Here is a 22608-nt window from a genome sequence, read left to right as displayed (position 1 = left end):
TTTTTTTTGAGAAGTAAGCAGACGTGCTGTCGTTACCCTTCAGCAGGGTGGGATACACCGCCATGTTGGCGGCTGGTTTGGAGCCTAATGAAAAGGGGTACGGAAATAAGCGCCCGGTAGGTGGACAATGCATCAGGCAAGGACCAGTTGAAGGGACCGGCCGGATTATTAGAATTCGAATAGGTGAGAGGATGCAGGATAAGGAAATTTTAAATTTAGATCAATACCGTTTGAAGAAACAGCGCATCGCAGAAGAACAGATCGATGACTTATATCGCCAGGCGTTCGAATATGCGTTAAAAGAAACCAATATACGTGAAAAAGTAAGAGCCAAGGTGATCTTTGCAGAACGATTTCATCTGAAGGAACCATCTCTTGTCTCTAAAAAGGCAGAAGACGTTTTTCACCAATGGTTTCTTTTTGATTATAAGACAATTAAGGGACACACATTATTCTTCCAATTCCTCCAGTCCAAAAAACTTAGTGAGCCGGTCAAAATGATGGGCGCATTGCTGCTGACGGCCGCTCTCGAACCGTTGATCGTGACGGGTATCCGAACAGGAAATGGGGAAGCCGTGATCACAGGAAAAAACATCATCCATGATCAGGAAGAAAGTGTAAAAACTCCCATATCGGGGTTAACGGAAGAAATTCAGCCAAACTCCATCTATTTTGTGAGAAAAGTCCCTCTTGTTACTGATCAGTGGCTCATAGGGCCCGTATTTGAGGCAGCAGGCAGTGATTTTCCATCACAGATAAAAGAAGATTACGATCTAAAGAATCATGAAACTGGAGTATTATGGAGAACTTTTTTAAAAGAAGCGGCTCCTTCCTATATCCTGAAAGGGGATTCCCCTCACGTTCATGGTCATTAGGTTCAAAAGGTGATATAATGTTCAAGTTGAAAGAAACAAGAAATTATTATTTGGTGTGTCAGAAGTTAGCCTTTCTTCTGGAACTTCCTTATACTTAAGAAGACAGCGGCAGTCTGCCGCAAAGTGTTTCAGTATCTTATATCCACAGCCATACGGATAGCAAAAAAATATTCATTTCATATAATGCTTTAGATAGATGATTGTTGGAGGTTCTATTATGACTATATATCATTTCGTAGGAATCAAGGGTTCGGGTATGAGTGCACTGGCCCAAATACTCCATGATACGGGCTACGAGGTCCAGGGATCTGACTATGATAAATATTTCTTTACTCAAAAGTCTCTTGAAGATTCGAATATTAAAATACTTCCTTTCCAGAAAGAAAATATCGGAGGGGATATGCATGTGATTGCCGGGAACGCTTTTCCCGATACACATGAAGAAATTGAAGCGGCAATCGAACAAGGGGTCCCGATTACGAGATATCATAAATTCCTTGGGGACTTCATGCAGAAGTATACAAGTGTCGCTGTAACAGGCGCACATGGTAAAACTTCCACCACCGGTCTTCTTGCCCATGTGATCAGCGGCGCCAAACCTACATCTTATTTGATCGGGGACGGTACAGGTAAGGGAGCGGTGGATGCCCAATACTTTGTTTTCGAAGCGTGCGAGTATCGACGCCACTTCTTGTCCTATTATCCCGATTATGCCATCATGACGAATATCGACTTCGATCACCCTGATTACTTCGCTAACGTTGACGATGTTTTCTCGGCTTTCCAGGAGATGGCGATGCAGGTTAAAAAAGGGATCATTGCATGCGGGGACGATGAGCAGTTACAAAAAATACAGGCTCAGGTTCCTGTAGTGTTCTACGGTTTCGCAGAAGAAAATGATTTTCAGGCAAGAAACGTGAACCGGGACCGAGAAGGTACTTCATTCGATGTATTCGTCCGGAATGAATTCTATGCAAGCTTTAAGATTCCTACTTTCGGGGATCACAATATCCTGAATGCTTTATCCGTGATAGCGATCTGTCATTATGAAGAACTTGACACTGCCGTCGTGCAGGAAAGATTGAGCAGCTTCAAAGGGGTTAAACGCCGTTTCTCCGAAAAAGAAATCGGCTCTCAAATCCTGATCGATGACTATGCCCATCATCCGACTGAAATTAAAGCGACCGTGGATTCAGCCCGTCAAAAATATCCCGAGAAAGATATCATCGCTGTATTCCAGCCGCATACGTTCACACGGACCCAGACATTCCTGTCTGAGTTTGCTGAAAGCCTTGACTTGGCTGATAAAGTATATTTGTGTGAGATTTTCGGTTCAGCAAGGGAAAATCACGGAAAACTGTCAATCGGGGACCTTCAAAGCAAAATCGAAGGGTCAGAAATCATCGATGAACAAGATACCACCCCTTTACTGAAACATGACAACAGCGTCCTGATCTTCATGGGAGCGGGAGATATCCAGAAATTCCAGGAAGCATATGAAGAAACTTTGAAAGAAAACTTAGCTGAAAACAATGAATAAAAGCCGGCGTGCTGCCGGCTCTAATCCAAAGGCCCGTCCATGAATGCTCTGAAGCATTGAAGGGCGGGCCTTTTCAGCATTTCCCTATTTAAGATTTTCCGGGTTCAGGACCTCTAGTTCAGGGAGAACAAACTTTCCATCTTTACGAATCAATACGTCATCGAAGTAAATTTCCCCTCCGCCGTATTCAGGTCTTTGGATCATGACCATGTCCCAGTGGATGTTTGAATGATTTCCATTGTATGCATCTTCATAGCATTCACCAGGAGTGAAGTGGAAGCTTCCGTCGATTTTTTCATCGAATAGGATGTCCTGCATCGGATGCTGGATGTAAGGATTGACTCCGATCGCAAATTCACCGACGTATCTCGCCCCTTCATCCGTATCGAAGATTTTATTGATTCTTTCGGTGTCGTTTGCAGTCGCTTCCGCTATCTTCCCGTCTTTGAACGTAAGCTTGACATTCTCGAAGGTGAAACCATTATAAGGGGAAGGAGTGTTGTAGGAAATAGTCCCGTTCACCGAATCCTTCACCGGCGCAGAGTAAACTTCTCCATCAGGAATGTTCAGGCGCCCTGCACATTTTACAGCCGGGATATCTTTTATGGAGAAAGTCAAATCGGTTCCTTCCCCGACAAGCCGCACATTATCCGTCTTGTTCATGAGGTCAACCAGGTTGTCCATCGCTTTGTCCATTTTACTATAATCAAGGTTGCAGACATCAAAGTAGAAGTCTTCAAATGCTTCGGTACTCATTTTTGCGAGTTGAGCCATCGATGCATTAGGATAGCGAAGGACGACCCATTTTTTCTTTGGAACACGGATTTCCCTATGTACTTTCTTTCCGATTGTATTTCCATGGATCCTCATTTTGTCATCCGGGACATCGGACTGTTCATTGATATTATCACCTGACCGGAGCCCGATGTAAGCATCCATTTCCTTCATGACATTCGCCTCAAAGCCGGCCATCATATTATACTGCTCTTCCTGTGCCCCGAGCAGCAATGCACGGTCCACGGAATGATCTTTGATGGAAACAAACGGGAAGCCGCCTGCTGCATATGCCTCTTTGACAAGTGCTGTGACAAGCTCACGCTGCAAGCCGAAGTTTTCAATCAAGACTTTTTCTCCAGGCTGCAGCTGCACGGAATATTGAATCAGGTTCTGTGCCAGTTTTTCAATACGCGGATCTTTCATTTATGTCTACCTCCTTATGTCATATCCCTATTATTGTACCCTAAATATTACCGGGATGATAAAAAAGTAAATTAGAAAAGATAAAAAAGTATTTTTAAAATTAAGCAGGAATTTCACTTTAGGAGGAAGAAATCCTAGTATAATGTTTTATTTGTGTATAGAGTGGGTAAAGAATTTTTATACATGGAGGTGTACTATATGGAAATAATTCTTTATCTAAGTGTAGCAGTTATTGCAATTGCCTTTTTCATTTTAGTAATAAGCATTATGAAAACCTTGAAATCAATGGGGACGACCCTCGACAGTGTATCAAGTACGTTGAACGGTCTAGAAACCCAGCTTCAGGGAGTGACCAAGGAGTCTACTGAATTACTACATAAAACGAATCTGTTAGCCGAGGATATCCAGCGCAAGTCTGAGGATCTGAACACCGTTGTTTATGCAGTAAAAGATGTAGGTCATTCCATTCAGAACCTTAATAATTCGGTAAAGAAAGTGAGCACTTCCATCTCCTCTGAGCTCGAAAGGAATCAAGGGAAGATCTCCCAGGTGGTTCAGTGGGGAAATGCGATTATCGAGTTAAAGGACAAGTGGAAGCAAAAAAAGGAACAACAGTCGAGTCCTTCAGACAACGCTGTTCAAAATCAAACCGCACCCACAGAAGTTCAATCTCGAGAAAAATTGGTTAAAAGAGCAAGATCTTATAACAATTAGGAGAGGGGAATTTTAAAATGACACAAAACCAAACTCAAAATCAGCAAACGAACGACAGCAACAACATCAATTCTAAGGATTTCATGATCGGAACCTTGATCGGAGGGATCGTTGGCGCAGCCACTGCGCTGCTGCTGGCTCCAAAGTCCGGTAAGGACCTTCGTAATGACCTCAACGAACAGGCTGTCGTCATCAAGGAAAAGTCAGGTCAGTGGAAAGACACTGCGGTTGAGAAAAGCAATGAACTGGCGGCTGTTGCAAAAGAAAAGTCCGCTGCATTCACTAAGACTGTTCAGGAGCAATCCAATACAGTGAAGGATAAATTTAAATCTTACCGTTCTAAAGATACAGAGGACGTAAACGAAGAGCTTCAGGAAGTACCTGTGGGAGATGCAACTCCGGTGCAGGAAACTGAAGATGTAAACCAAAAGCTTGAGGAAACAAAGAAAGCTTTTGATGAAACAGAAAAAACGTATAACCAATAAGAGTTGTCCTCCAGAGCGGTGAAGTGATATGATTACTTCGCCGCTTTTTTGTGCAGGCTATTGTAGATACAAATGCAATCTTAAACATAGATGAAAGAAAGGATGAACAAGACAGATGCAAAAGATTGAAACGGTACAGCAATTCGAGCAACTTGCAGAAACGAATCCCCGCTTCTTTTTCATGAAACACAGCTTGACCTGTCCGATCAGTTCAAATGCGTTCACTGATTATCAGGCATTCCTGAACAATAACAGGGAAGAAGACGGCTATTACCTTGCAGTCCAGGAGGCAAGGGAACTCTCAAACCACATTTCCGAAAAATACGGCATCAAACACGAATCACCCCAAGCATTCCTATTCATAGACGGCAAACCAGGCTGGAACGCCTCTCACTGGAACATCACCGAAAAAGAACTAAGCAAACTCTAAAAAGAACCTGCATGTGCAGGTTCTTTTTTATTGTACTTTGCAGTTCATAATTGTGAGGTTATAACGATACTTTTTATTGGCTTGGAAGTGTTTTTTTGTTTGGGGAGGTATATAGAATTCATGGAGTATTTTTAAAAGCTCATTATTTGTATTTGGAGAGTTCCAGCTGTGGGTTGGAGTGCAAGACGAAGACTCCTGCGGGAGAAGTGGCCAATGTGAGACCCCGGAGGCGAAGCCGAGGAGGCTCACGGGTCACCCGCGGAAAGCGAAGTCTTGCACGGAAACCCTCAGCGGTGATGCCACTTAGCACTCATATATTTTATGATTTTTATTTATCCAACAACGGTAATAACAGGAATTTCCCAACCAAAAGTTTATTTCCGAGCAAACGGGGAATTACACGTAATAACAAATCAAACCAACACAATAGGAGGATCAACCAAAATGGTACAATCTTATCAAAATAAAACAGCACAACCGAATAACAATGTAAACCAAATCCCTACCGTAAAAGGAAAAAGAAACGGCAAACTGGTAAAAGGAATCCTGCTGGGCGCAGTCGTCGGCGGGGCAGTTGCCATGATGGATAAGAACACAAGAAAAAAAATCACCAACGGAACAAATTCAATGAAAGATTCCACTATGGACATGGTCTCAAAAGTAAAAGATAATCCGTCCGGAGTGATGAATGACTGGCAGGACCGTATTAAATCAGCATCTTCTGTACTGAAAGAAGCCATCAATGACGCACAGAAGCTATATGAAAAGGTGAACGGCGATGTCATCGACCAAGTAAATCAGGTGAAAGAGGATTCAACTGAAATCATCGCAACCACAAAAGAAGCAGCAGAAGATTTAAAAGATATCGGAAGCAAGGTAAAAGAAGCCGGTGAAGAAGTGACCTCAGAATCATCACAGACTTCATCCGTTTCAACTTCCACCTCATCTTCTGGTAACGATAATGTCCACAGCACTAATAAACCGAGCAATGTGCCTGGACAGGTAGGATCATAAAAAAAACTGGCCCATGGCCAGTTTTTTTGTGTGTTAATTTTTATGGGGGGCATTCGTCCACCGAATTTCGAGCCTGTCCCCAGCTTGTATTTCCTCATAAAAGGTGGTTTCTTCTCCATTTAGAAGCAGCTGAAAAGAAGCGTTTCCGTTATCAGGCATGGCGACTTCCACATGATTGAAGACATCCTGAAAAATGAAGTGGTGAACCCCTTTTTCTTCAATTGTGATTGTATCCCCGGGATTCAGCGTGTCATTCTCTTTCAATGGAAGTCCTTCTTTATATGCCGTTGCTGTTTCACGCTTCAATAAAACAGGGGTGTCATTAAACATAATCTTGATTGATTGCTCCCTGTAGTCTTTTCGTTTCGCCATAAGTTCTCCAACTGTCGGGGTGACGGGAGGAGTGACGATAATCTTATCACCGTATGAAACCGCTGCAGTAGGTTTTACCTCCACACCATTCAAGGTAATCTTCCCGCCGAATGCCGGAATGAATGTATCTTTTCCATTGATTGTGAGACGGAACGGTTTACATGCTTGAAGTAATCCCTCATAGCCGAGCTTCTTCAACGAATCAACTATTGTATCCTTCGCTTCATAATGTATTGAATCACCGTCTTCGATCAGGTCATCCATTGTAGCTTTTGTCCCGTTCTTTAATAGAATGGGTGAAAGAGTGAGACTTTTATCATTAATGGTGACGCGCTTATCCGGTACATCATCCAGGAGATCTCTTATCTTTACGTTTGGAGGCGGCCCGTCGTCCCCCTTACGGACGGTGATCCGGTCATGGTTCAACAATCTGTCTTCAACCGATGCGGGATTCCCGTTCTTTAAGATGACGGGAGGATCGCCATATCCTCCTGGGAGGGTCACTTGTTGTCCATTTACAGAAATGAAAAAGGCTGGGCCGGGTTTACCATACAATTTACTGATTCTTTGGCCGGCAGCAAGAAGCCCGTCCCCGATTGTAAGGTCTTTTACTTCAAACAAGCGGATCGGCTGATCGTTGACATGGATGGATACGTATTGAACAGGAGCTTGCTTAGCTGCAATTGCAATTCCTACAGGAGTCACCAATTCAGGACCGCCGGCGGGAAGGTCTGAAAATGATAGATTCTGTATTGCTTCGATTCCTCTGACAGCCACCCTGTTTTCAGGGAGATTCAGGGATATTGCAAGTTCTACATTCAAAGCCGGGGTCAAGCTGCCTCCTCCGACGAGCATGACTGCCTGGGGAGGTTTTTGATTGTTTAAGAGCAGGATTTCATGTGATATTTTTCCGGCAAGCTGTTGAATGGAAGGGTGAATTTTTTCCACGACTTCCTGTACGGTGAATTCAGACTCAAATCCGAGGATATCCGTGACAGTTATGCTCTCGGATTGATGCAGTTCCCTTTTTGCTTTTTCCGCCAGAGGGAAGTCAAGAAGCAGGGCATCACTGAGTGCCTCCGTGATCTCATCACCGGCAGTCGGCACCATCCCGTAGGCGGTGACCGTTCCTTTGTTGGTCAACGCGATATCAGATGTTCCGGCTCCAATATCGACCAGTGCCACATTCAACCTTCTCATGGAAGGCGGGATCAGGACATTGATGGCTGCGATTGGTTCAAGGGTGAGCGCTTCCATTTCAAGGCCGGCACGGCTTAAAGCAGCCAAGAGTGATTCAACGACGACTCTCGGCAGGAAAGTGGCGATGATTTCGACACCCGCTTCATCCCCCTGCTGGTCGATCAGGCTTCCGATTTCTTCTCCATCGAGACGATAATAGAGTACCGAATATCCAACGCAATAATAATGATAGCTTTTACCATCGCTTTCTGCATCCGCAGCTTGCGCCTGCGCCTGCTGGACTGCACTCAGTTCCAGGTGCAGGATATCTTCCTTTTTCAGGAGCGGCTTGCCTTTAATAGAAAAGGACGAATGCGACTTCTCCGTTTTCAGGGCGCGTCCGGCGGCAGCGACACAGACTTTGTGAAGAGGTCCGTGCTTTCCTTCGAGCTTCTTTTTGATTGATGAAATGACCGTTGAAACGGCGGGTACATCGTGGATTTGTCCGTCGAGCATTGCCCGTTCCTTGTGTTCTTCCACTTCAATATCAGATACATGGTATTTTCCGTCTTTTTCTTCAAGGATGATCCCGACTACAGAACGGGTACCTATATCCAAAGAAAATATTTTTTGCAAAGTATACACCTACTTTTGAACAGTCTCATAAGATACTAAAATACTTTAGTGCTTAAAAGCGTTTAATTAATAAAGAAATTTATCGTGACATTTGAGAATTCTTCTATTATAATTAGTTTCAATATCTATAAAAAATGTATCATACTTTTACAAAACTAAAACAGTTTTTTATGGATGAACAGGATAAAATCAAGAAAGGGTGCTGTATTGTGAGTAATCAAGAGCTCGATCTATTACGGAAAAAAGTCGACGAGATGAATTTAAAACTACTAGAAACCATCAATGAGCGTGCCAAGCTCGTTCAAGAAATCGGGCGTGTGAAGGAAAAGCAAGGAGTATACCGGTATGATCCTGTTCGTGAAAGAGGAATGTTAGACCTGATCAAGGAAAATAACAATGGTCCTTTTGAAAATTCGACTATTGAACATATCTTTAAAGAGGTCTTCAAAGCTGGTTTAGAATTACAGAAAGATGATCATCGAAAAGCACTCTTAGTATCCCGTAAGAAAAAAGCAGAGGATACGATTGTGAATATCAACGGAGATACAATCGGGGACGGGAATCCTCATTTCATCTTCGGTCCATGTGCAGTGGAATCTTATGAGCAGGTGGCTCAAGTGGCACAGGCTGTCAAAGCGAAAGGGTTGAAACTTCTTCGCGGTGGAGCATTCAAACCGAGAACGTCCCCATATGATTTCCAGGGACTGGGTATTGAAGGATTGAAGATCCTTAAGAAGGTTGCAGATGAATACGATCTGGCGGTGGTCAGTGAGATCGTGAATCCTGCAGATATCGAACCTGCACTCGAGTACATCGATGTGATCCAGATTGGTGCGAGGAACATGCAGAACTTCGAGTTGCTGAAAGCCGCCGGCTCAGTGAAGAAGCCGGTACTCCTAAAAAGAGGTCTTGCTGCAACGATTGATGAATTCATCAATGCAGCTGAATATATTATTTCTCAGGGCAACGGGGACATCATCCTTTGTGAACGCGGTATCCGTACCTACGAGAAGGCGACACGGAATACGCTTGATATCTCTGCTGTACCAATTCTTAAGCAAGAGACTCACCTTCCTGTATTCGTGGATGTCACGCATTCCACGGGACGCAGGGACCTTCTGCTTCCGACTGCAAAAGCAGCGATCGCCATCGGGGCGGACGGCGTAATGGCAGAAGTACATCCGGACCCTGCTGTAGCCCTGTCCGACTCAGCACAGCAAATGGACCTGGACCAATTCGATCACTTCTACCAGGAACTATTAAAAGGCCGCACAATCAACGTTTAACCAACCCAAAAATGGGTATAGAAAAGAGGCTGGACTTTCACGCAAAGTCCAGCCTTTTTAGTTTGAAATGCTGCTCATATAGGATTTGTTGGTAAAGCAACTGTGGTGTTAGGTGCTTTCCAGCTTTTGATTGGAGTGCAAAACGGAGACTCCTGCGGGAAGAGTAGCATATTAGAAAAGCGGAAGGGCTTTGCTCAGAGGCGGGTGGCATAAGACGAATTGGCCTAGAAGGCGCTCTTTGCCTTCTTGGTCGGTTCGGCTTATGACATGTGCCTCTAAGCCCTACAGCTAGACATGTGAGACCCCGCAGGCGAAGCCGAGGAGGCTTACGGGCTACCCGCGGAAAGCGGAGTCTTGCACGGAAATCAAAAGCGGCTTTTTGTAGGCTCGACTTCCTCCCCGCGGAAAGCAAATGCCTGCAGCGGAAAGGAACGGTCCTTGTACATCAGGCAGCAATTCGGAAAGCGGAGTCCTGCACGGAAATCAAAAGCAGTGTTGAGAGGGTTATTTTTATCCTCAATTATTGAAGTCCAACAAACTCTGTCGTATGATAATCAACATAATTGCAGATAAATAGACTAAAGACTGTTATAATAAATTTTTTAACGCTAAATATGTGCATTTTTTAACAAACCATTGTAATCGCTTTTTTCTTATGGTTTGTTTAGTGTAAAATAACAATAACAAGTTGAGAAGTTGAAGGAGTGTCAAAAACATGAATATTACAATATACGATGTAGCACGGGAAGCAAATGTCTCGATGGCCACAGTATCACGCGTAGTAAACGGTAATCCCAATGTAAAACCGGCAACAAGGAAAAAGGTGCTTGAGGTCATAGACCGTCTTGGGTATCGTCCAAATGCGGTAGCCAGAGGGCTTGCAAGCAAGAAAACGACGACCGTCGGAGTCATCATCCCGGATATCTCAAATATCTTCTATGCGGAACTGGCACGCGGAATCGAAGATATCGCCACCATGTACAAATATAACATCATCCTGAGCAACTCCGATCAAAACTCGGAAAAAGAGCTTCATCTGTTAAATACGATGCTCGGTAAACAAGTCGATGGAATCCTGTTCATGGGGGGCCATATTTCTGAGGAACATGTCCAGGAATTCGAGCGTTCCCCGGTTCCGATCGTCCTTGCTGGTGCTGTGGAAGAAACCAATACCGTACCATCAGTTAACATTGACTATAAAGCTGCAACGTATGACGCAGTGAAGGATCTGCTTGATAAGGGCCATAAACGAATCGGTTTTGTAAGCGGTCCTTTCCACGATACAATCAATATGAAATTCAAGCTTGAGGGATACAGAGAAGCACTGGGCTCAGCTGGAGTGGAATTCAGTGACGACTTAGTGGTCGAAGGTGAATATACGTATGATTCCGGTCTTGAAGCATGGCAGAAATTCTCCGAACTCAAAGACAAGCCGACTGCGATTTTTGTAGGGAACGATGAGACAGCACTTGGAGTGGTACACGGTGCCCAGGACAGCGGTGTGAGCATTCCTGAAGATGTAGAAGTCATCAGTTTCGATAACACAAGGCTTGCCCTTATGGTTAGACCGCAATTGACTTCAGTCGTGCAGCCGCTTTATGATATCGGCGCGGTAGCAATGAGGCTGTTGACGAAATATATGAACAAAGAAACGGTGGAGGAAGAGACGGTTGTATTACCTCACCGCCTTGAACATCGCGGTTCAACAAAATAAGTTCCCAGTCGATACTATTATCAAGAGAAAAAGAACTTATTTACAGGGAGAGTCAAAATGAAGAAGATTGATGTTCTTACGCCTATCGGAGTTATCATAGGCTTTCTATTTGTCGGGTTTGCCATCATGACAAACGAAGGGCTGACAGGGTTTGGCTCATTTGTTGACCCTTCCTCTTTTTTTATTGTCATAGGCGGCTTGATTGCTGCCATGCTGGTCAGTTTCTCTCTTAAAGAACTGAAGCATATGGGCAGGGTCATGCGTGAAGCCTTCAGGAATGAGGATTACGATATCCATGGACTGATCCGGACCTTCATCAAGCTTTCTGAGAAAGCAAGAAGGGAAGGTCTGCTTGCATTAGAGGCGGAAGTGGAAGATATTGAGGACCCTTTCATTCGAAAAGGGGTCCTTTTGGCTGTTGACGGCATCGAACCCGATGTAATGACAGATATTATGGAAGCGGAAATCATTGCACTCGAGGAGCGTCACCGCAAAGGGAGAAGCCTGCTGGATAAAGCGGGTGAATACGCACCTGCCTGGGGGATGATCGGAACGCTGATCGGGCTTGTCCTGATGTTGAAAAACCTGAACGATCCGTCTACCCTCGGCCCCAATATGGCAATTGCCTTGTTGACGACCCTGTATGGATCCCTCTTGGCCAACCTTGTTTTCATCCCGATGGCATCCAAATTGGCGATGAGGACGGAAAATGAAGTGTTCATGAAGCAAATCATCATCGAAGCAGTTGTTGGGATCCAATCAGGTCAGAATCCAAGGATCCTTGAGGAAAAGCTCAAAGTTTTTATGTCCCATGATGACCTTATGAAGTATGAGGAAAAAGAACTCGAGGAAGCTTCCTATGAAGCGTAGAATAAGGCCGCCTGAACCAAAGTCCAATGCTCCGCGGTGGATGGTGACTTTTTCTGATTTAATCACTCTTATTCTCGTATTCTTCATTCTCCTTTTTTCAATGTCGCAGATTGATATCGTTAAATTCAGGGCAATCTCGGATTCATTTCAAAAAAAGGAGATCCTTGATTTTAATCCGTCCATCGTTCCTTCAGAACAACCGTCTGAAGAACCGTTAGAAAAGCACGAAGAAGATTTACGGGATCTTTTAAGTGATATACGTTCATATTTGAGAGAAAATGAATTAGATGAGATTGTGACAGCGACAAGAACGGAGAGGGGAGTCGTCTTGGTCCTCCCCGAGCAGTCGCTCTTCGACTCGGGTGAAGCAGATGTCCTGCCTGCCTCTTACCCGTTTTTGGATAAAGTGGGTGCACTGCTTGAAAGAATGCCTAACTACGTGAAGGTCGAGGGCCACACAGATAACAGGCCCATTTCAACCTCGAAATTCCCTTCCAATTGGGAACTTTCTTCTGCAAGGGCAAGCTCAGTCATCCGCTATCTGACCAGTGCGGTGGAATTGGATCCGAAACGCTTCATTGCAGTGGGCTACGGTGATACCCGGCCGATCGCACCGAATGATACGGCAGATAATCTGCAAAAAAACAGAAGAGTGGAAATCATCATCAGTGACCCAGCTTATGAAAATGAGTAGAGAAAAGCCACCCCGGCAACTTTTACCGGGGTGGTTTTTTTGTGCGGATACATATAAAGGACATATATAAGGCTCCCGGTCTTTAAAATCCGGGAGCCGCTTAAATAATCCAGTTGTATCCTCTTAACTGCCCGGCTTTTGCCGGAGCTGCTGGCGGATGGGATAGAGAGCTTTTTCAAGGGTATGCCTGTTCTTTTCGGTGATCTCACCTTTTCGGGGGATGGCTGGATAGATATCGGGAGCATCTATCCATTCTACAGGCAATGGGACACCGGCTTTTTCATTCCACCGTTCAATCCAGGCAGCGGGAAACGTGCCGGCCGCTTCGGTGCGTCCTGTCATCTCAAGCCAGATCATGGACCAGGCCCTCGGGACGACACGCCATATATCATAACCGCCGCCTCCCACTGCAATCCACTTGCCGTCACAATATTTTTCAGCGAGTTCATGAGCGATACGGGGGATTTCCTTGTAAATCTTCATGGTGGCAGACAAGTGCGTCAACGGATCGTAATAATGGGCATCTGCACCATTTTGGGTAAGGATGACATCTGGTTTAAAGAATTCAACAATCTCCCTGAAGCTCGTCTCATATGCTTCGAGCCATGACTCATCCTCCGTGAAGGCATCCAGCGGGATATTAAATGAAAAGCCGTATCCTTTTCCATGCCCGCGTTCATTGATGTTGCCTGTACCCGGGAATAAATATCTCCCCGTTTCATGGATGGACAATGTGCAGACGTCGGGATCGTCGTAGAAAGACCATTGAACGCCATCACCATGATGGGCATCGGTATCGACGTACAGCACTCTTGCTTTATACTTTTCTTGAAGATAACGGATGGCCACCGCACTGTCATTATAAATACAGAATCCGGAAGCTTTTCCCTTGAAGCCATGGTGAAGGCCGCCGCCGAGATGAAGGGCATGTCTCGCCTTCCCGGTCATCACATAGTCCACTGCAGTAAGCGTCCCCCCGACCAAGTAGGCGCTTGCTTCGTGCATCCCATCGAATATTGGGGTATCTTCTGTACCGATTCCATACCCCTCAGCCTGTTCAGGAGGGAGCTGGCCGACACTCGCCTTCTTGACGGCGTTTACATATCCCGGATCATGATTCAGAAATAATTCTTCATCGGACGCCATTCTTGCCGGAACGATCTCCCCTGAGTCGAGAGCCTTGATTTCCTTCAACAAATCGATGGTCAGCGTCAAACGGGTCTGGTTAAAAGGATGCTGATCATTGAATCGGTACCCGAGAAGTTCGTCGGAATAGATAAAAACTGCATCTTTCATCATGTAGACATTCCCGGCATGTTTGGCCATAACACGTCATATCCTTCTTTCTTTAGATCTTCTATCACGTTCATCGGGTTCATTGTCCTCACCCGGAAAACGAGGATTTTATAAGCTTCATCCTTTTTATCAGGGTAGACAAGTACACTTAAAATATTGCTGTTATGGCGGCGGATGATACCGGCGACATCATAAAGTATCCCTGCACGATGAGGGACTTTCACCTCGATCTGGGAACCTGGCTGGTTTGCTCCGGTCAACTGGATCAACGTATGGAGCAGATCGGTTTCAGTTATGATTCCAATCAATTTATTATCACTCACAACCGGGAGGCAGCTGATATGGTGCTCATAGAATAACGCGGCGACCTCTTCCACGAAATCAAGTGGATGCCCGGTGATGACATCGGTTTTCATAATCAGTCTGAGAGGTTTTTTCAACTCTTCCTGAGAGGCTTCATCATCAAAAATGGAGGGTGTGCCGTCTTTTACATCACGGTCGCTTACAATCCCGACTACTTCTGATTGATCATTCGTGATCGGGATATGCTTGATTTTCTTATCCCTCATTAAAAGAATGGCTGATTCAATCGTATCGTCCGGTTTTAAGGCAGCCACTTCCGTATTCATAATTTCTTCCACTATCATGTTTCTCCACCCCTTTTAGAAAACGAATAGATTAATACATAAAGCGATTCATGAAACGCAGCTGATCAAATTGCTGGACCGACTCCGAGTCGACCCTCTTTCCGATTCTCGCCATCAGGCAGTTGGCGGGATGTGAGCTTATTTCAGGATCATCTGTCGCGTAATATTCAAGTCCGCCCGCATTCATCATCTTCTCCATGATCTTGCGGTACTCCCAAACATTCAGCCCTGTTCCTTTCAGGTCCCAATGCCAGTAATACTCTGTCGTGATCACGATAAAATCTTCCATATGGTCATCCATCATCGATACCTTCAACAGATGCTTTCCGACCGATGCGCCGCGAAACTTTGGAATGACTTCAATCGCGCCAAGCTCAATGAGGTTCTCCATTTTCCCTTGAGACCAGCGTTCGAGGGGATCAGGATATAGATATGTAACATAGCCGACAATCGTATGATTTTCCCTTGCAATAATGATTCTTCCTTCAGGCAGGCCGGCAATTTCAACCAGCGCTTTATGCTGCTGGGCAGGAGGTCTGAATGCGACGAGGTCTTCATGAAAATCAAGGCGCGCCAGCTCTTCTGCATGAATCGGCCCTTCAATGATCAAATTTCCTTTTGCTGTCTTTAACTCAGTTGCATTATAGGTTTTCTTCAATTTCATTTGGACACCACCTAAAGATATTCCTCTCAATCTATTATACATGAAATAGAAAAAAGTAGAGCGCTTTCACAAAATTTTCAGACGTTTGAAAGTATTTTTGAAGAGGGGAACATTATTGTAAAATACCTATAAATCAATGGTTTATTTGGTCTGAATCCTGTATTGATAGAGGTTATTCGATCCAACTGACTTTTTAAAAAATTGAGAAAATATAATTTATATACTATAATAAGAATGTAAAATCTTACATAAGGGGGATTCGGTATATGAAAGTGGAAGCGTTACCAGTCACGAAGGGGAATTATAATCTGCAAAGCTATGAAGATACTTACAGTTCTTTTGATTGGAAAGAAGTCGAGAAAGAATTTTCATGGCATGAGACAGGACGGGTGAATCTGGCGTATGAAGCGATTGACCGTCATGCTGAATCATTCAGAAAGAATAAAGTTGCCCTTTATTATCGGGATCCTGAACGTGATGAAAAATATACGTTCACTGATATGAAGAAATTATCCAATAAAGCAGGGAATGTGCTGAAACAATACGGTGATGTGGAAAAAGGTGATCGTGTCTTCATCTTTATGCCGCGCTCACCTGAGCTGTACTTCTCCGTTCTCGGAGCGGTTAAACTCGGGGCCATCGTAGGGCCGTTATTCGAAGCATTCATGGAAGGTGCTGTACGCGACCGTCTGGAGGACAGCGAGGCAAAGGTGCTTATCACGACTCCTGAGCTGCTCGATCGTGTCCCTGTCAGTGAACTGCCTCATTTAAAGCACGTATTCCTGATCGGGGAAGACGTGAAGGAAGATGATGTACATGTTGATTTCAATGCGAAATTCAATGAAGCAAGTGATAAACTGAATATCGAATGGGTCGACCGGAATGACGGCTTGATTCTTCATTATACATCAGGTTCGACCGGGAAGCCGAAGGGAGTGCTGCATGTTCATAACGCGATGCTTCAGCACTACCAGACTTCCAAATGGGTCCTGGATCTGAAGGAAGAAGATGTGTACTGGTGTACAGCAGATCCTGGCTGGGTAACGGGTACTTCATACGGAATCTTCGGACCGTGGCTGACGGGTACGTCTAATGTGATCGTCGGGGGACGCTTCAAGCCAGAAAATTGGTATAAGACGATCGAAGATTTCGGTGTGACTGTATGGTACAGTGCGCCTACCGCTTTCAGAATGCTGATGGGGGCAGGCGACGAAGTCGTTAAACAATTCGATTTAAGTTCCCTCCGTCACATCCTGAGCGTGGGCGAGCCCCTTAACCCTGAAGTGGTGCGCTGGGGAATGAAGGTCTTTAACCTGCGCATACATGATACGTGGTGGATGACGGAAACGGGAGGACAGCTGATCTGTAATTATCCTTGCCTGGAAATCAAGCCTGGATCAATGGGTAAACCATTCCCTGGAGTGAAGGCTGCAATCGTCGATGACCAGGGGAATGAGCTTCCTCCGAACAGGATGGGGAACCTGGCCATCAAAAAAGGCTGGCCGTCCATGATGAGCCAGATCTGGAACAACCCTCAAAAGTATGAGTCTTACTTCATGCCGGGTGACTGGTATGTATCAGGGGATTCTGCTTATATGGACGAAGAGGGCTACTTCTGGTTCCAGGGCCGCGTTGATGACGTCATAATGACATCCGGAGAGCGTGTAGGACCGTTCGAAGTGGAAAGCAAGCTTGTTGAGCACCCGGCAGTTGCAGAAGCAGGTGTCATCGGTAAGCCGGACCCTGTACGCGGGGAAATCATCAAGGCTTTCATCGCGCTTCGTGACGGATATGAAGTGACGGATGATCTGAAAGAAGAGATCCGGCAGTTTGTTAAAAAAGGACTGGCTGCACATGCAGCTCCGCGTGAAATCGAATTCCGTGAAAAACTTCCAAAGACCCGCAGCGGAAAGATCATGCGCCGTGTCTTGAAAGCATGGGAGCTTGATCTGCCTACTGGTGATCTGAGTACGATGGAAGACTGATAGAAAGACATGAAAACCCCCGCCTTATATAGTAGGCGGGGGTTTTCTGCGCAACAAAAAAAGAGCACAATTTCTGTGCTCTTTTTTTGTTGATATGTTAACCCTCTTCAGGCGGGGTTGGTGGTTCAGCAGGAGGTTCCGTCCCTCCGTCATCACCGCCGCCACCGTCCCCAGAGCCGCCGCCGTCATCTGCGGGAGGCGGATCATCCGGCTTATCCGGTTTTGGAGGCTTGGGATCAGTCGGTTTGTCACCGCTTGGCGGTTTCGGATCTTCCTTTGGTTTTTCAGGTTTCGGTTTCTCTTCTGCCTTACCGACTTGAACGGTGTTGGAAGGAGAGGATTCTTTACCTGCCACGTCGACCGCTTTAACAAAGTATTGCCCGCTGCCAACTGAAACGGAGTAGCTGCCGCCTGATTTGACGCTTCCTACTTTGCTTCCGGATTTGGAATATACCCGGTATCCGACGACATCCCCGCTCCCGGAAGGAGTCCATGTAATCTTATTTCCGTTTGCAGAGGCTTTCACCGTCCCCGGTGCAGCTCCGTCATCTGAGATTTTATTCTCTGCGATCAATACATTCTTGAATCGTTCATCATCTTGAGGAATCAGCTTTGAAGCATCCCCAGGCACTTTACCGAAGATATTTTTCACGAAATCAGGATTCAGGATGACACCCGGCTGTGAAAATTCTTCCGGCGTATTAGGAAGTGCAAGATATTTCTTTCCGTTTACCATTACGTAACGGCTCATGAGCAAGCTGTCATCCGTCTTGGTCGGCACATATTTGGCATTGAACAAATCAGTCTTGACCAGTCCGGCTTTCGTACAGGCTTCTGAAGGAAGCAATCCGGAGATGGAACAGAATGAGCGTCTCACGATTCCGCCAGGCTCTTTAAAGGAGCCTTCCGGGTCGATCAGCGCAGGGGCAAGGTCTCTCGTATCGTTCAAGAGATATGACCAGAGACGGATATTCCTTAATCCGTAATGGCCGTACTGTGCCCTTGATGCAGCCGTGTTCAAATCGGATGGTGTATCATATCCGAACCACGTACCAAAAGTGATGCTCGGATTGGATGCAACAAACCAATGGTCCTTATAATCCTGTGAAGTACCTGATTTACCTGCCCAGTCGGATGAGAAATTCAGGAATGTCTTAGCGTAACGCCCTGTTCCTGCATAGTGATCGAGCGTATCCCTCATCATATCGAGTGTCAGATAAGCCGTCTGCGGACTGTATACCTGCACTGGTTCTGATTTATGTTCGAATACAGTATTTCCGTCTTGATCCACGATTTTTTCAATCATATAGGCGTCAACGAACTTACCGCCGTTGGCCAAGGCCGTATAAGCATTGACGTTTTCTTCAACCGTTATCCCCTTAGTGGTCGCCCCGAGTGTAAGGGATAAGTTATTGTCGACCCGGCCCAATTTGGCGAAGTCCATTTTCATGAGGAACTCATTGAATGGGTTGCGGTCATATATATTTGCATACGTCCTGACTGCAGGGAGGTTAAGGGACTCCGCAAGTGCAAGCCTAGCAGGGTAGAGTCCGCGCTCTCTGTATGAATAGTTCTTTGGAGTCCATCCGTTGATATTCAATTCCACGTCAGGGATCGGCGATCCCGGTGAGATATAGCCATATTCCAAGGCTGGCGCATAGGCAAGCAGTGGCTTCATGGTCGAACCGTTCGAGCGGTAGGATGAAGTGGCGTGATTCAGCTGCTCCGTTTTAAAATCCCGGCCGCCGATGAAACTTATGATTCTGCCAGTCTTGTTTTCTATCATGATGGCTCCGACCTGGACAGGTTCTTCCACTGTAACTTCTTTCCCTGTGTCAGGGTCAGTGGTTGTGACTGTCTTTGACGGTCCATACATATTGTAAGCGTCCTTCGTCTTTTGCATTTGATCATAGATTTTTTTATCGATGGATGAATGGATCTCATATCCGCTCTGGCGGACATTCCGGTCTGCCAGTGTATGGTATTTCTCTTTCAATTCATCGTTATTCTCAAGATCCTGCTTTGAAACCCCGTCTTTCTCTGCAAGGACCTCTGTCATGATGTCGATGGCCCTGCTTTCAAGTTCTGCGGTCAGCCACGGATATCTTTCATTAGGTGAAGCTTTTCTTTCGATGAAATCCTTTTTGAGGTCGTAAGCGACAGCATCTTCATACTCTTTGTCCGTGATATAGCCTTCCCTGTGCATACGGTAAAGCACGGTCTTCATTCGTGCAAGGCCAGGCTCAAGGTTTTCTTTAAGCTCTCCGTTATTCATGAATGGAGTGTAGCTGAATGGAGCCTGAGGCAAACCGGCAATGAATGCAGACTGTGGAAGGTTCAAATCTTTTGCATCCACGCCGAAAATTCCCTGTGCTGCAGATTGGACCCCGCCGATATTCCGGCCGGATGAGTTTCTTCCCAATGTGGCAACGTTTAGATAGGCTTCAAGTATTTCATCTTTTTCAAAGAATCTTTCCAGCCGCAGCGCGAGAAGGATTTCCTTTGCTTTTCTTTCAAAGGAAACTTCATTTGTGAGGATTTGATTCTTGATGAGCTGCTGTGTGAGCGTGCTTCCTCCCGATTGAGTGGAAGAATTGGTGAATTCCTGCAGCACCGCACGCATGATGGCTTTGGGGACCACTCCGTTATGTTCTTTAAAATACTCATCTTCAGTGGCGATGACAGCATTTCTCAGATATTCCGAGACATTTTCAAGCTTTACCTCTTCGCGTTCAAGGTCAGTCCTCAGCTTTCCAAGATAGACATCGTCAGCGAAATACAGCTGAGAGGTTTCTTCATAATTGTAGATGTCCTTTTTCATTTGGTCGTAAGAACGGATCGGCTCTTCCTTGACCAGTGATGCGAAATAACCGGCACCCACCCCGCCGGCGAAAGCCGTGCCGAGGACCACGACGACAATGGTGATCAGTGCAAGGTTCCAAAATACTCCGTATGTAATTCGTGCTCGTTTTTGAACCCTGGTATTTGTAAAGAACCTGATGACAGGATCTAATTTTTCAAGTAATTTGTTCCATGTTTCTCTCATATTTTCATTCCCCCTAGAACATTCCTATTATAGCATATTCGAGAGAATGCTGTCGTAAAAAGTCAAACAAAAAGGTATTTGGATACAAAAAAATTCTTGCTTTTATTGACTATTATCATGCATTATGGTAAAAACCTAATATAGTCAGTATTGATTTTTTAATTCATTCGACATATAAACCATACCGCAATGAGAGGTTAAAGTAGTTTGCATTCCCTGTTACCCAGAGAGTCAGTGGCCGCTGAGAACTGACACAAAATGCAGATGAATTACATCCTGGAGCTTTTGCTGTGAACCATTAGTAGCAGTAAACGGTCAAAGCCGTTATCTTTATGAGTGAAGGATTTTTTTCCTTAATTTGGGTGGTACCGCGCGACAGCGTCCCTGCATATATGCAGGGACTTTTTTGTTTTTAAGCGGCAGTCATGGAATGGAAAAGAAGAAGGAGGAAGATTGGACATGGAATTATTGAAGGATTTAGAGTGGCGTGGAATTACGTACCAGCAGACAGACGCTGAGGGGTTGAAGAACCTTTTAGATAAAGAGAGTATTTCAATCTACTGCGGAATCGATCCGACTGCAGACAGCATGCACATCGGTCATCTGCTTCCATTTTTAACTCTCCGCCGTTTTCAGAATGAAGGCCACCGCCCGCTGGTTTTAGTCGGAGGGGCGACTGGTTTGATCGGGGATCCAAGCGGTAAAAACGAAGAGCGTAAACTTCAGACAATCGATGCAATCAGGCATAATGCAGCAAGTATCAGAAATCAACTGGAGAGCATCTTCGATTTCGAAGGTGAAAACGGAGCGGTCATGGTGAATAACTACGACTGGATCGGCGCAATGGATGTCGTGACGTTCCTCCGGGATTTCGGTAAGCATGTCGGTGTCAACTACATGCTTGCAAAAGATACGATTTCATCCCGTCTGGAATCAGGTATTTCATTCACCGAGTTCACATACACGATTCTTCAGGCTCTTGATTTCAACCACCTGTATGACAACTACAACTGTAAGCTTCAGATCGGGGGAAGCGACCAGTGGGGCAATATCACGACAGGTCTTGAACTGATCCGCAGAACGCATGAAGAAGAAACAAAGGCATTCGGTTTCACGATTCCTCTTGTAACAAAAGCGGACGGAACAAAATTCGGTAAAACGGAAAGCGGCGCGATCTGGCTGGATCCTGAGAAGACGTCTCCTTACGAGTTCTATCAGTTCTGGATCAACACGGCTGATGCCGATGTCGTGAAATACCTGAAATACTTTACCTTCCTTTCTCAGGAGGAAATCGAGTCACTAGCGGAATCCGTTGAAACGGAAGCTCATCTGCGCAAGGCTCAAAAAGCACTTGCAGAGGAAATGACAAAGATGATCCATGGGGAAGAAGCACTGGAGCAGGCGATCCGTATTACCGCGGCTCTTTTCAGCGGAGACATCAAATCATTATCCGCTTCTGAAATCCTGGAAGGTTTCAAGGATGTTCCTTCCTTCGAACAGTCGAAAGAAGAAGAGGTTGGACTTGTCGATTTGATCGTCAATGCAAAAATCTCCCCATCCAAGCGTCAGGCACGCGAGGACATCGGCAACGGTGCGATCTACATCAACGGTGAACGTGTGACAGATCTTCAGCATGTGATGGGTGAGAAGGACATGATCGACGGACAGTTCACGATCATCCGCCGGGGTAAGAAGAAGTACTTTAAGATTCAGTATGTTTAAGAAGTGAATCTTTGAATGGGCAGCGTGATCTCTGTTTTGGGGATTGCGCTGTTTTTTTGTATGAAATCGGCTGCAGGCAGGCGGATTTTAGAAGATTGTGAAGTGGAGGAAGCTTGATTTGATTAAAAAGTAGAGTCATTAATGGAGAAATGGGGGGGCGCAATAGAGATATAACTATATTAATATTTATTGCGCCAAATTCTGAATAATTGCGCCACTTTCATGATAATTGCGCATTT

18 protein-coding genes and 1 other annotated feature are annotated in these 22608 nt (G+C 45.3%); of the genes, 12 read left to right on the top strand and 6 right to left on the bottom strand.

Annotated features, from left to right (window positions below; translation table 11 throughout):
- The first annotated feature begins 23 nt into the window (after window positions 1-23).
- On the top strand, window positions 24-875 hold the full coding sequence (locus tag AS034_RS07220; protein WP_141687670.1) for a hypothetical protein: 852 nt from the start codon (window positions 24-26) through the stop codon (window positions 873-875).
- A gap of 217 nt (window positions 876-1092) precedes the next feature.
- A complete protein-coding gene (gene murC / locus AS034_RS07215; protein ID WP_032087313.1) occupies window positions 1093-2415 on the top strand; it encodes a UDP-N-acetylmuramate--L-alanine ligase in 1323 nt (440 codons plus the stop codon).
- A gap of 84 nt (window positions 2416-2499) precedes the next feature.
- Here the strand turns inward: murC and AS034_RS07210 are convergent, their stop codons facing one another.
- Window positions 2500-3615: an aminopeptidase gene (locus tag AS034_RS07210; RefSeq protein ID WP_058297979.1), complete on the bottom strand. Its 1116-nt coding sequence runs from the start codon at window positions 3613-3615 to the stop codon at window positions 2500-2502.
- 198 nt (window positions 3616-3813) lie between these two features.
- Between AS034_RS07210 and AS034_RS07205 the strand changes: the two genes are divergently transcribed.
- The 4 genes from AS034_RS07205 to AS034_RS07190 all read left to right on the top strand — a co-directional run bounded on the left by AS034_RS07205 (window position 3814) and on the right by AS034_RS07190 (window position 6258).
- Complete coding sequence (locus AS034_RS07205) at window positions 3814-4329, top strand: DUF948 domain-containing protein (protein WP_032087315.1); 516 nt, start codon at window positions 3814-3816, stop codon at window positions 4327-4329.
- A gap of 17 nt (window positions 4330-4346) precedes the next feature.
- Entirely contained in the window at window positions 4347-4814 is a 468-nt protein-coding gene (locus AS034_RS07200) for a YtxH domain-containing protein (protein WP_032087316.1), read from the top strand.
- 115 nt (window positions 4815-4929) lie between these two features.
- Window positions 4930-5244, top strand: coding sequence for a bacillithiol system redox-active protein YtxJ (ytxJ, locus tag AS034_RS07195; protein ID WP_032087317.1), 315 nt, complete (start codon window positions 4930-4932; stop codon window positions 5242-5244).
- A gap of 444 nt (window positions 5245-5688) precedes the next feature.
- Window positions 5689-6258 (top strand): YtxH domain-containing protein, encoded by a 570-nt coding sequence (locus AS034_RS07190; protein WP_058297978.1) that lies wholly within the window; start codon window positions 5689-5691, stop codon window positions 6256-6258.
- A gap of 33 nt (window positions 6259-6291) precedes the next feature.
- Here AS034_RS07190 and AS034_RS07185 read toward each other — a convergent pair whose 3' ends face one another.
- On the bottom strand, window positions 6292-8454 hold the full coding sequence (locus AS034_RS07185; protein WP_058297977.1) for a cell division protein FtsA: 2163 nt from the start codon (window positions 8452-8454) through the stop codon (window positions 6292-6294).
- 200 nt (window positions 8455-8654) lie between these two features.
- On the opposite strand from AS034_RS07185, the gene AS034_RS07180 reads away from it, so the two are divergent.
- The 4 genes from AS034_RS07180 (at window position 8655) to motS (ending at window position 13009) form a co-directional block, all read left to right on the top strand.
- Window positions 8655-9731: a bifunctional 3-deoxy-7-phosphoheptulonate synthase/chorismate mutase gene (locus tag AS034_RS07180; RefSeq protein ID WP_032087319.1), complete on the top strand. Its 1077-nt coding sequence runs from the start codon at window positions 8655-8657 to the stop codon at window positions 9729-9731.
- Between the two features lie 715 nt (window positions 9732-10446).
- Window positions 10447-11445 (top strand): catabolite control protein A, encoded by a 999-nt coding sequence (ccpA, locus tag AS034_RS07175; RefSeq protein ID WP_032087320.1) that lies wholly within the window; start codon window positions 10447-10449, stop codon window positions 11443-11445.
- Window positions 11446-11502: 57 nt separating this feature from the next.
- Window positions 11503-12315 carry a flagellar motor protein MotP gene (motP, locus tag AS034_RS07170; RefSeq protein ID WP_032087321.1) on the top strand — a complete coding sequence of 271 codons (813 nt, stop codon included), beginning with the start codon at window positions 11503-11505 and terminating at the stop codon, window positions 12313-12315.
- Window positions 12305-13009: a flagellar motor protein MotS gene (motS, locus tag AS034_RS07165; protein ID WP_058297976.1), complete on the top strand. Its 705-nt coding sequence runs from the start codon at window positions 12305-12307 to the stop codon at window positions 13007-13009. Before motP ends, motS begins: the two co-directional genes overlap by 11 nt.
- A gap of 123 nt (window positions 13010-13132) precedes the next feature.
- Here motS and AS034_RS07160 read toward each other — a convergent pair whose 3' ends face one another.
- The 3 genes from AS034_RS07160 to AS034_RS07150 are packed head-to-tail and all read right to left on the bottom strand — an operon-like array spanning window position 13133 to window position 15616.
- Window positions 13133-14308, bottom strand: coding sequence for an acetoin utilization protein AcuC (locus tag AS034_RS07160; RefSeq protein ID WP_032087460.1), 1176 nt, complete (start codon window positions 14306-14308; stop codon window positions 13133-13135).
- Window positions 14305-14952: an acetoin utilization AcuB family protein gene (locus tag AS034_RS07155; RefSeq protein ID WP_032087323.1), complete on the bottom strand. Its 648-nt coding sequence runs from the start codon at window positions 14950-14952 to the stop codon at window positions 14305-14307. Before AS034_RS07155 ends, AS034_RS07160 begins: the two co-directional genes overlap by 4 nt.
- Before the next feature lie 31 nt (window positions 14953-14983).
- Window positions 14984-15616, bottom strand: a complete 633-nt coding sequence (locus AS034_RS07150; RefSeq protein WP_032087324.1) for a GNAT family N-acetyltransferase — start codon at window positions 15614-15616, stop codon at window positions 14984-14986.
- A 266-nt stretch (window positions 15617-15882) separates the two neighbouring features.
- Here AS034_RS07150 and acsA point away from each other — a divergent pair, with 266 nt between their 5' ends.
- Window positions 15883-17601: an acetate--CoA ligase gene (acsA, locus tag AS034_RS07145; RefSeq protein ID WP_032087325.1), complete on the top strand. Its 1719-nt coding sequence runs from the start codon at window positions 15883-15885 to the stop codon at window positions 17599-17601.
- Between the two features lie 97 nt (window positions 17602-17698).
- Here acsA and AS034_RS07140 read toward each other — a convergent pair whose 3' ends face one another.
- Window positions 17699-20647, bottom strand: a complete 2949-nt coding sequence (locus tag AS034_RS07140; protein WP_058297975.1) for a transglycosylase domain-containing protein — start codon at window positions 20645-20647, stop codon at window positions 17699-17701.
- A 180-nt stretch (window positions 20648-20827) separates the two neighbouring features.
- Window positions 20828-21036, top strand: a binding site (T-box leader).
- A 70-nt stretch (window positions 21037-21106) separates the two neighbouring features.
- On the opposite strand from AS034_RS07140, the gene tyrS reads away from it, so the two are divergent.
- Window positions 21107-22369: a tyrosine--tRNA ligase gene (gene tyrS / locus AS034_RS07135; protein ID WP_058297974.1), complete on the top strand. Its 1263-nt coding sequence runs from the start codon at window positions 21107-21109 to the stop codon at window positions 22367-22369.
- The last annotated feature ends 239 nt before the right edge of the window (window positions 22370-22608 follow it).

It is taken from the genome of [Bacillus] enclensis (genome assembly GCF_001456935.1).
Taxonomy (GTDB): Bacteria; Bacillota; Bacilli; order Bacillales; family Bacillaceae_B; genus Rossellomorea; species Rossellomorea enclensis.
Note: the sequence above shows the minus strand (reverse complement) of the source record. Positions and strands in the feature narration are given on the sequence as shown.

Excerpts from the sequence above, each read along its gene's own strand:
- AS034_RS07150 (WP_032087324.1), bottom strand. The coding sequence starts at position 15,616 with ATGAAATTGAAGAAAACCTATAATGCAACTGAGTTAAAGACAGCAAAA.
- AS034_RS07160 (WP_032087460.1), bottom strand. The coding sequence starts at position 14,308 with ATGATGAAAGATGCAGTTTTTATCTATTCCGACGAACTTCTCGGGTAC.
- acsA (WP_032087325.1), top strand. The coding sequence starts at position 15,883 with ATGAAAGTGGAAGCGTTACCAGTCACGAAGGGGAATTATAATCTGCAA.
- ytxJ (WP_032087317.1), top strand. The coding sequence starts at position 4,930 with ATGCAAAAGATTGAAACGGTACAGCAATTCGAGCAACTTGCAGAAACG.
- AS034_RS07200 (WP_032087316.1), top strand. The coding sequence starts at position 4,347 with ATGACACAAAACCAAACTCAAAATCAGCAAACGAACGACAGCAACAAC.
- AS034_RS07155 (WP_032087323.1), bottom strand. The coding sequence starts at position 14,952 with ATGATAGTGGAAGAAATTATGAATACGGAAGTGGCTGCCTTAAAACCG.
- ccpA (WP_032087320.1), top strand. The coding sequence starts at position 10,447 with ATGAATATTACAATATACGATGTAGCACGGGAAGCAAATGTCTCGATG.
- murC (WP_032087313.1), top strand. The coding sequence starts at position 1,093 with ATGACTATATATCATTTCGTAGGAATCAAGGGTTCGGGTATGAGTGCA.
- tyrS (WP_058297974.1), top strand. The coding sequence starts at position 21,107 with ATGGAATTATTGAAGGATTTAGAGTGGCGTGGAATTACGTACCAGCAG.
- AS034_RS07205 (WP_032087315.1), top strand. The coding sequence starts at position 3,814 with ATGGAAATAATTCTTTATCTAAGTGTAGCAGTTATTGCAATTGCCTTT.
- AS034_RS07210 (WP_058297979.1), bottom strand. The coding sequence starts at position 3,615 with ATGAAAGATCCGCGTATTGAAAAACTGGCACAGAACCTGATTCAATAT.
- AS034_RS07140 (WP_058297975.1), bottom strand. The coding sequence starts at position 20,647 with ATGAGAGAAACATGGAACAAATTACTTGAAAAATTAGATCCTGTCATC.
- motS (WP_058297976.1), top strand. The coding sequence starts at position 12,305 with ATGAAGCGTAGAATAAGGCCGCCTGAACCAAAGTCCAATGCTCCGCGG.
- AS034_RS07190 (WP_058297978.1), top strand. The coding sequence starts at position 5,689 with ATGGTACAATCTTATCAAAATAAAACAGCACAACCGAATAACAATGTA.
- motP (WP_032087321.1), top strand. The coding sequence starts at position 11,503 with ATGAAGAAGATTGATGTTCTTACGCCTATCGGAGTTATCATAGGCTTT.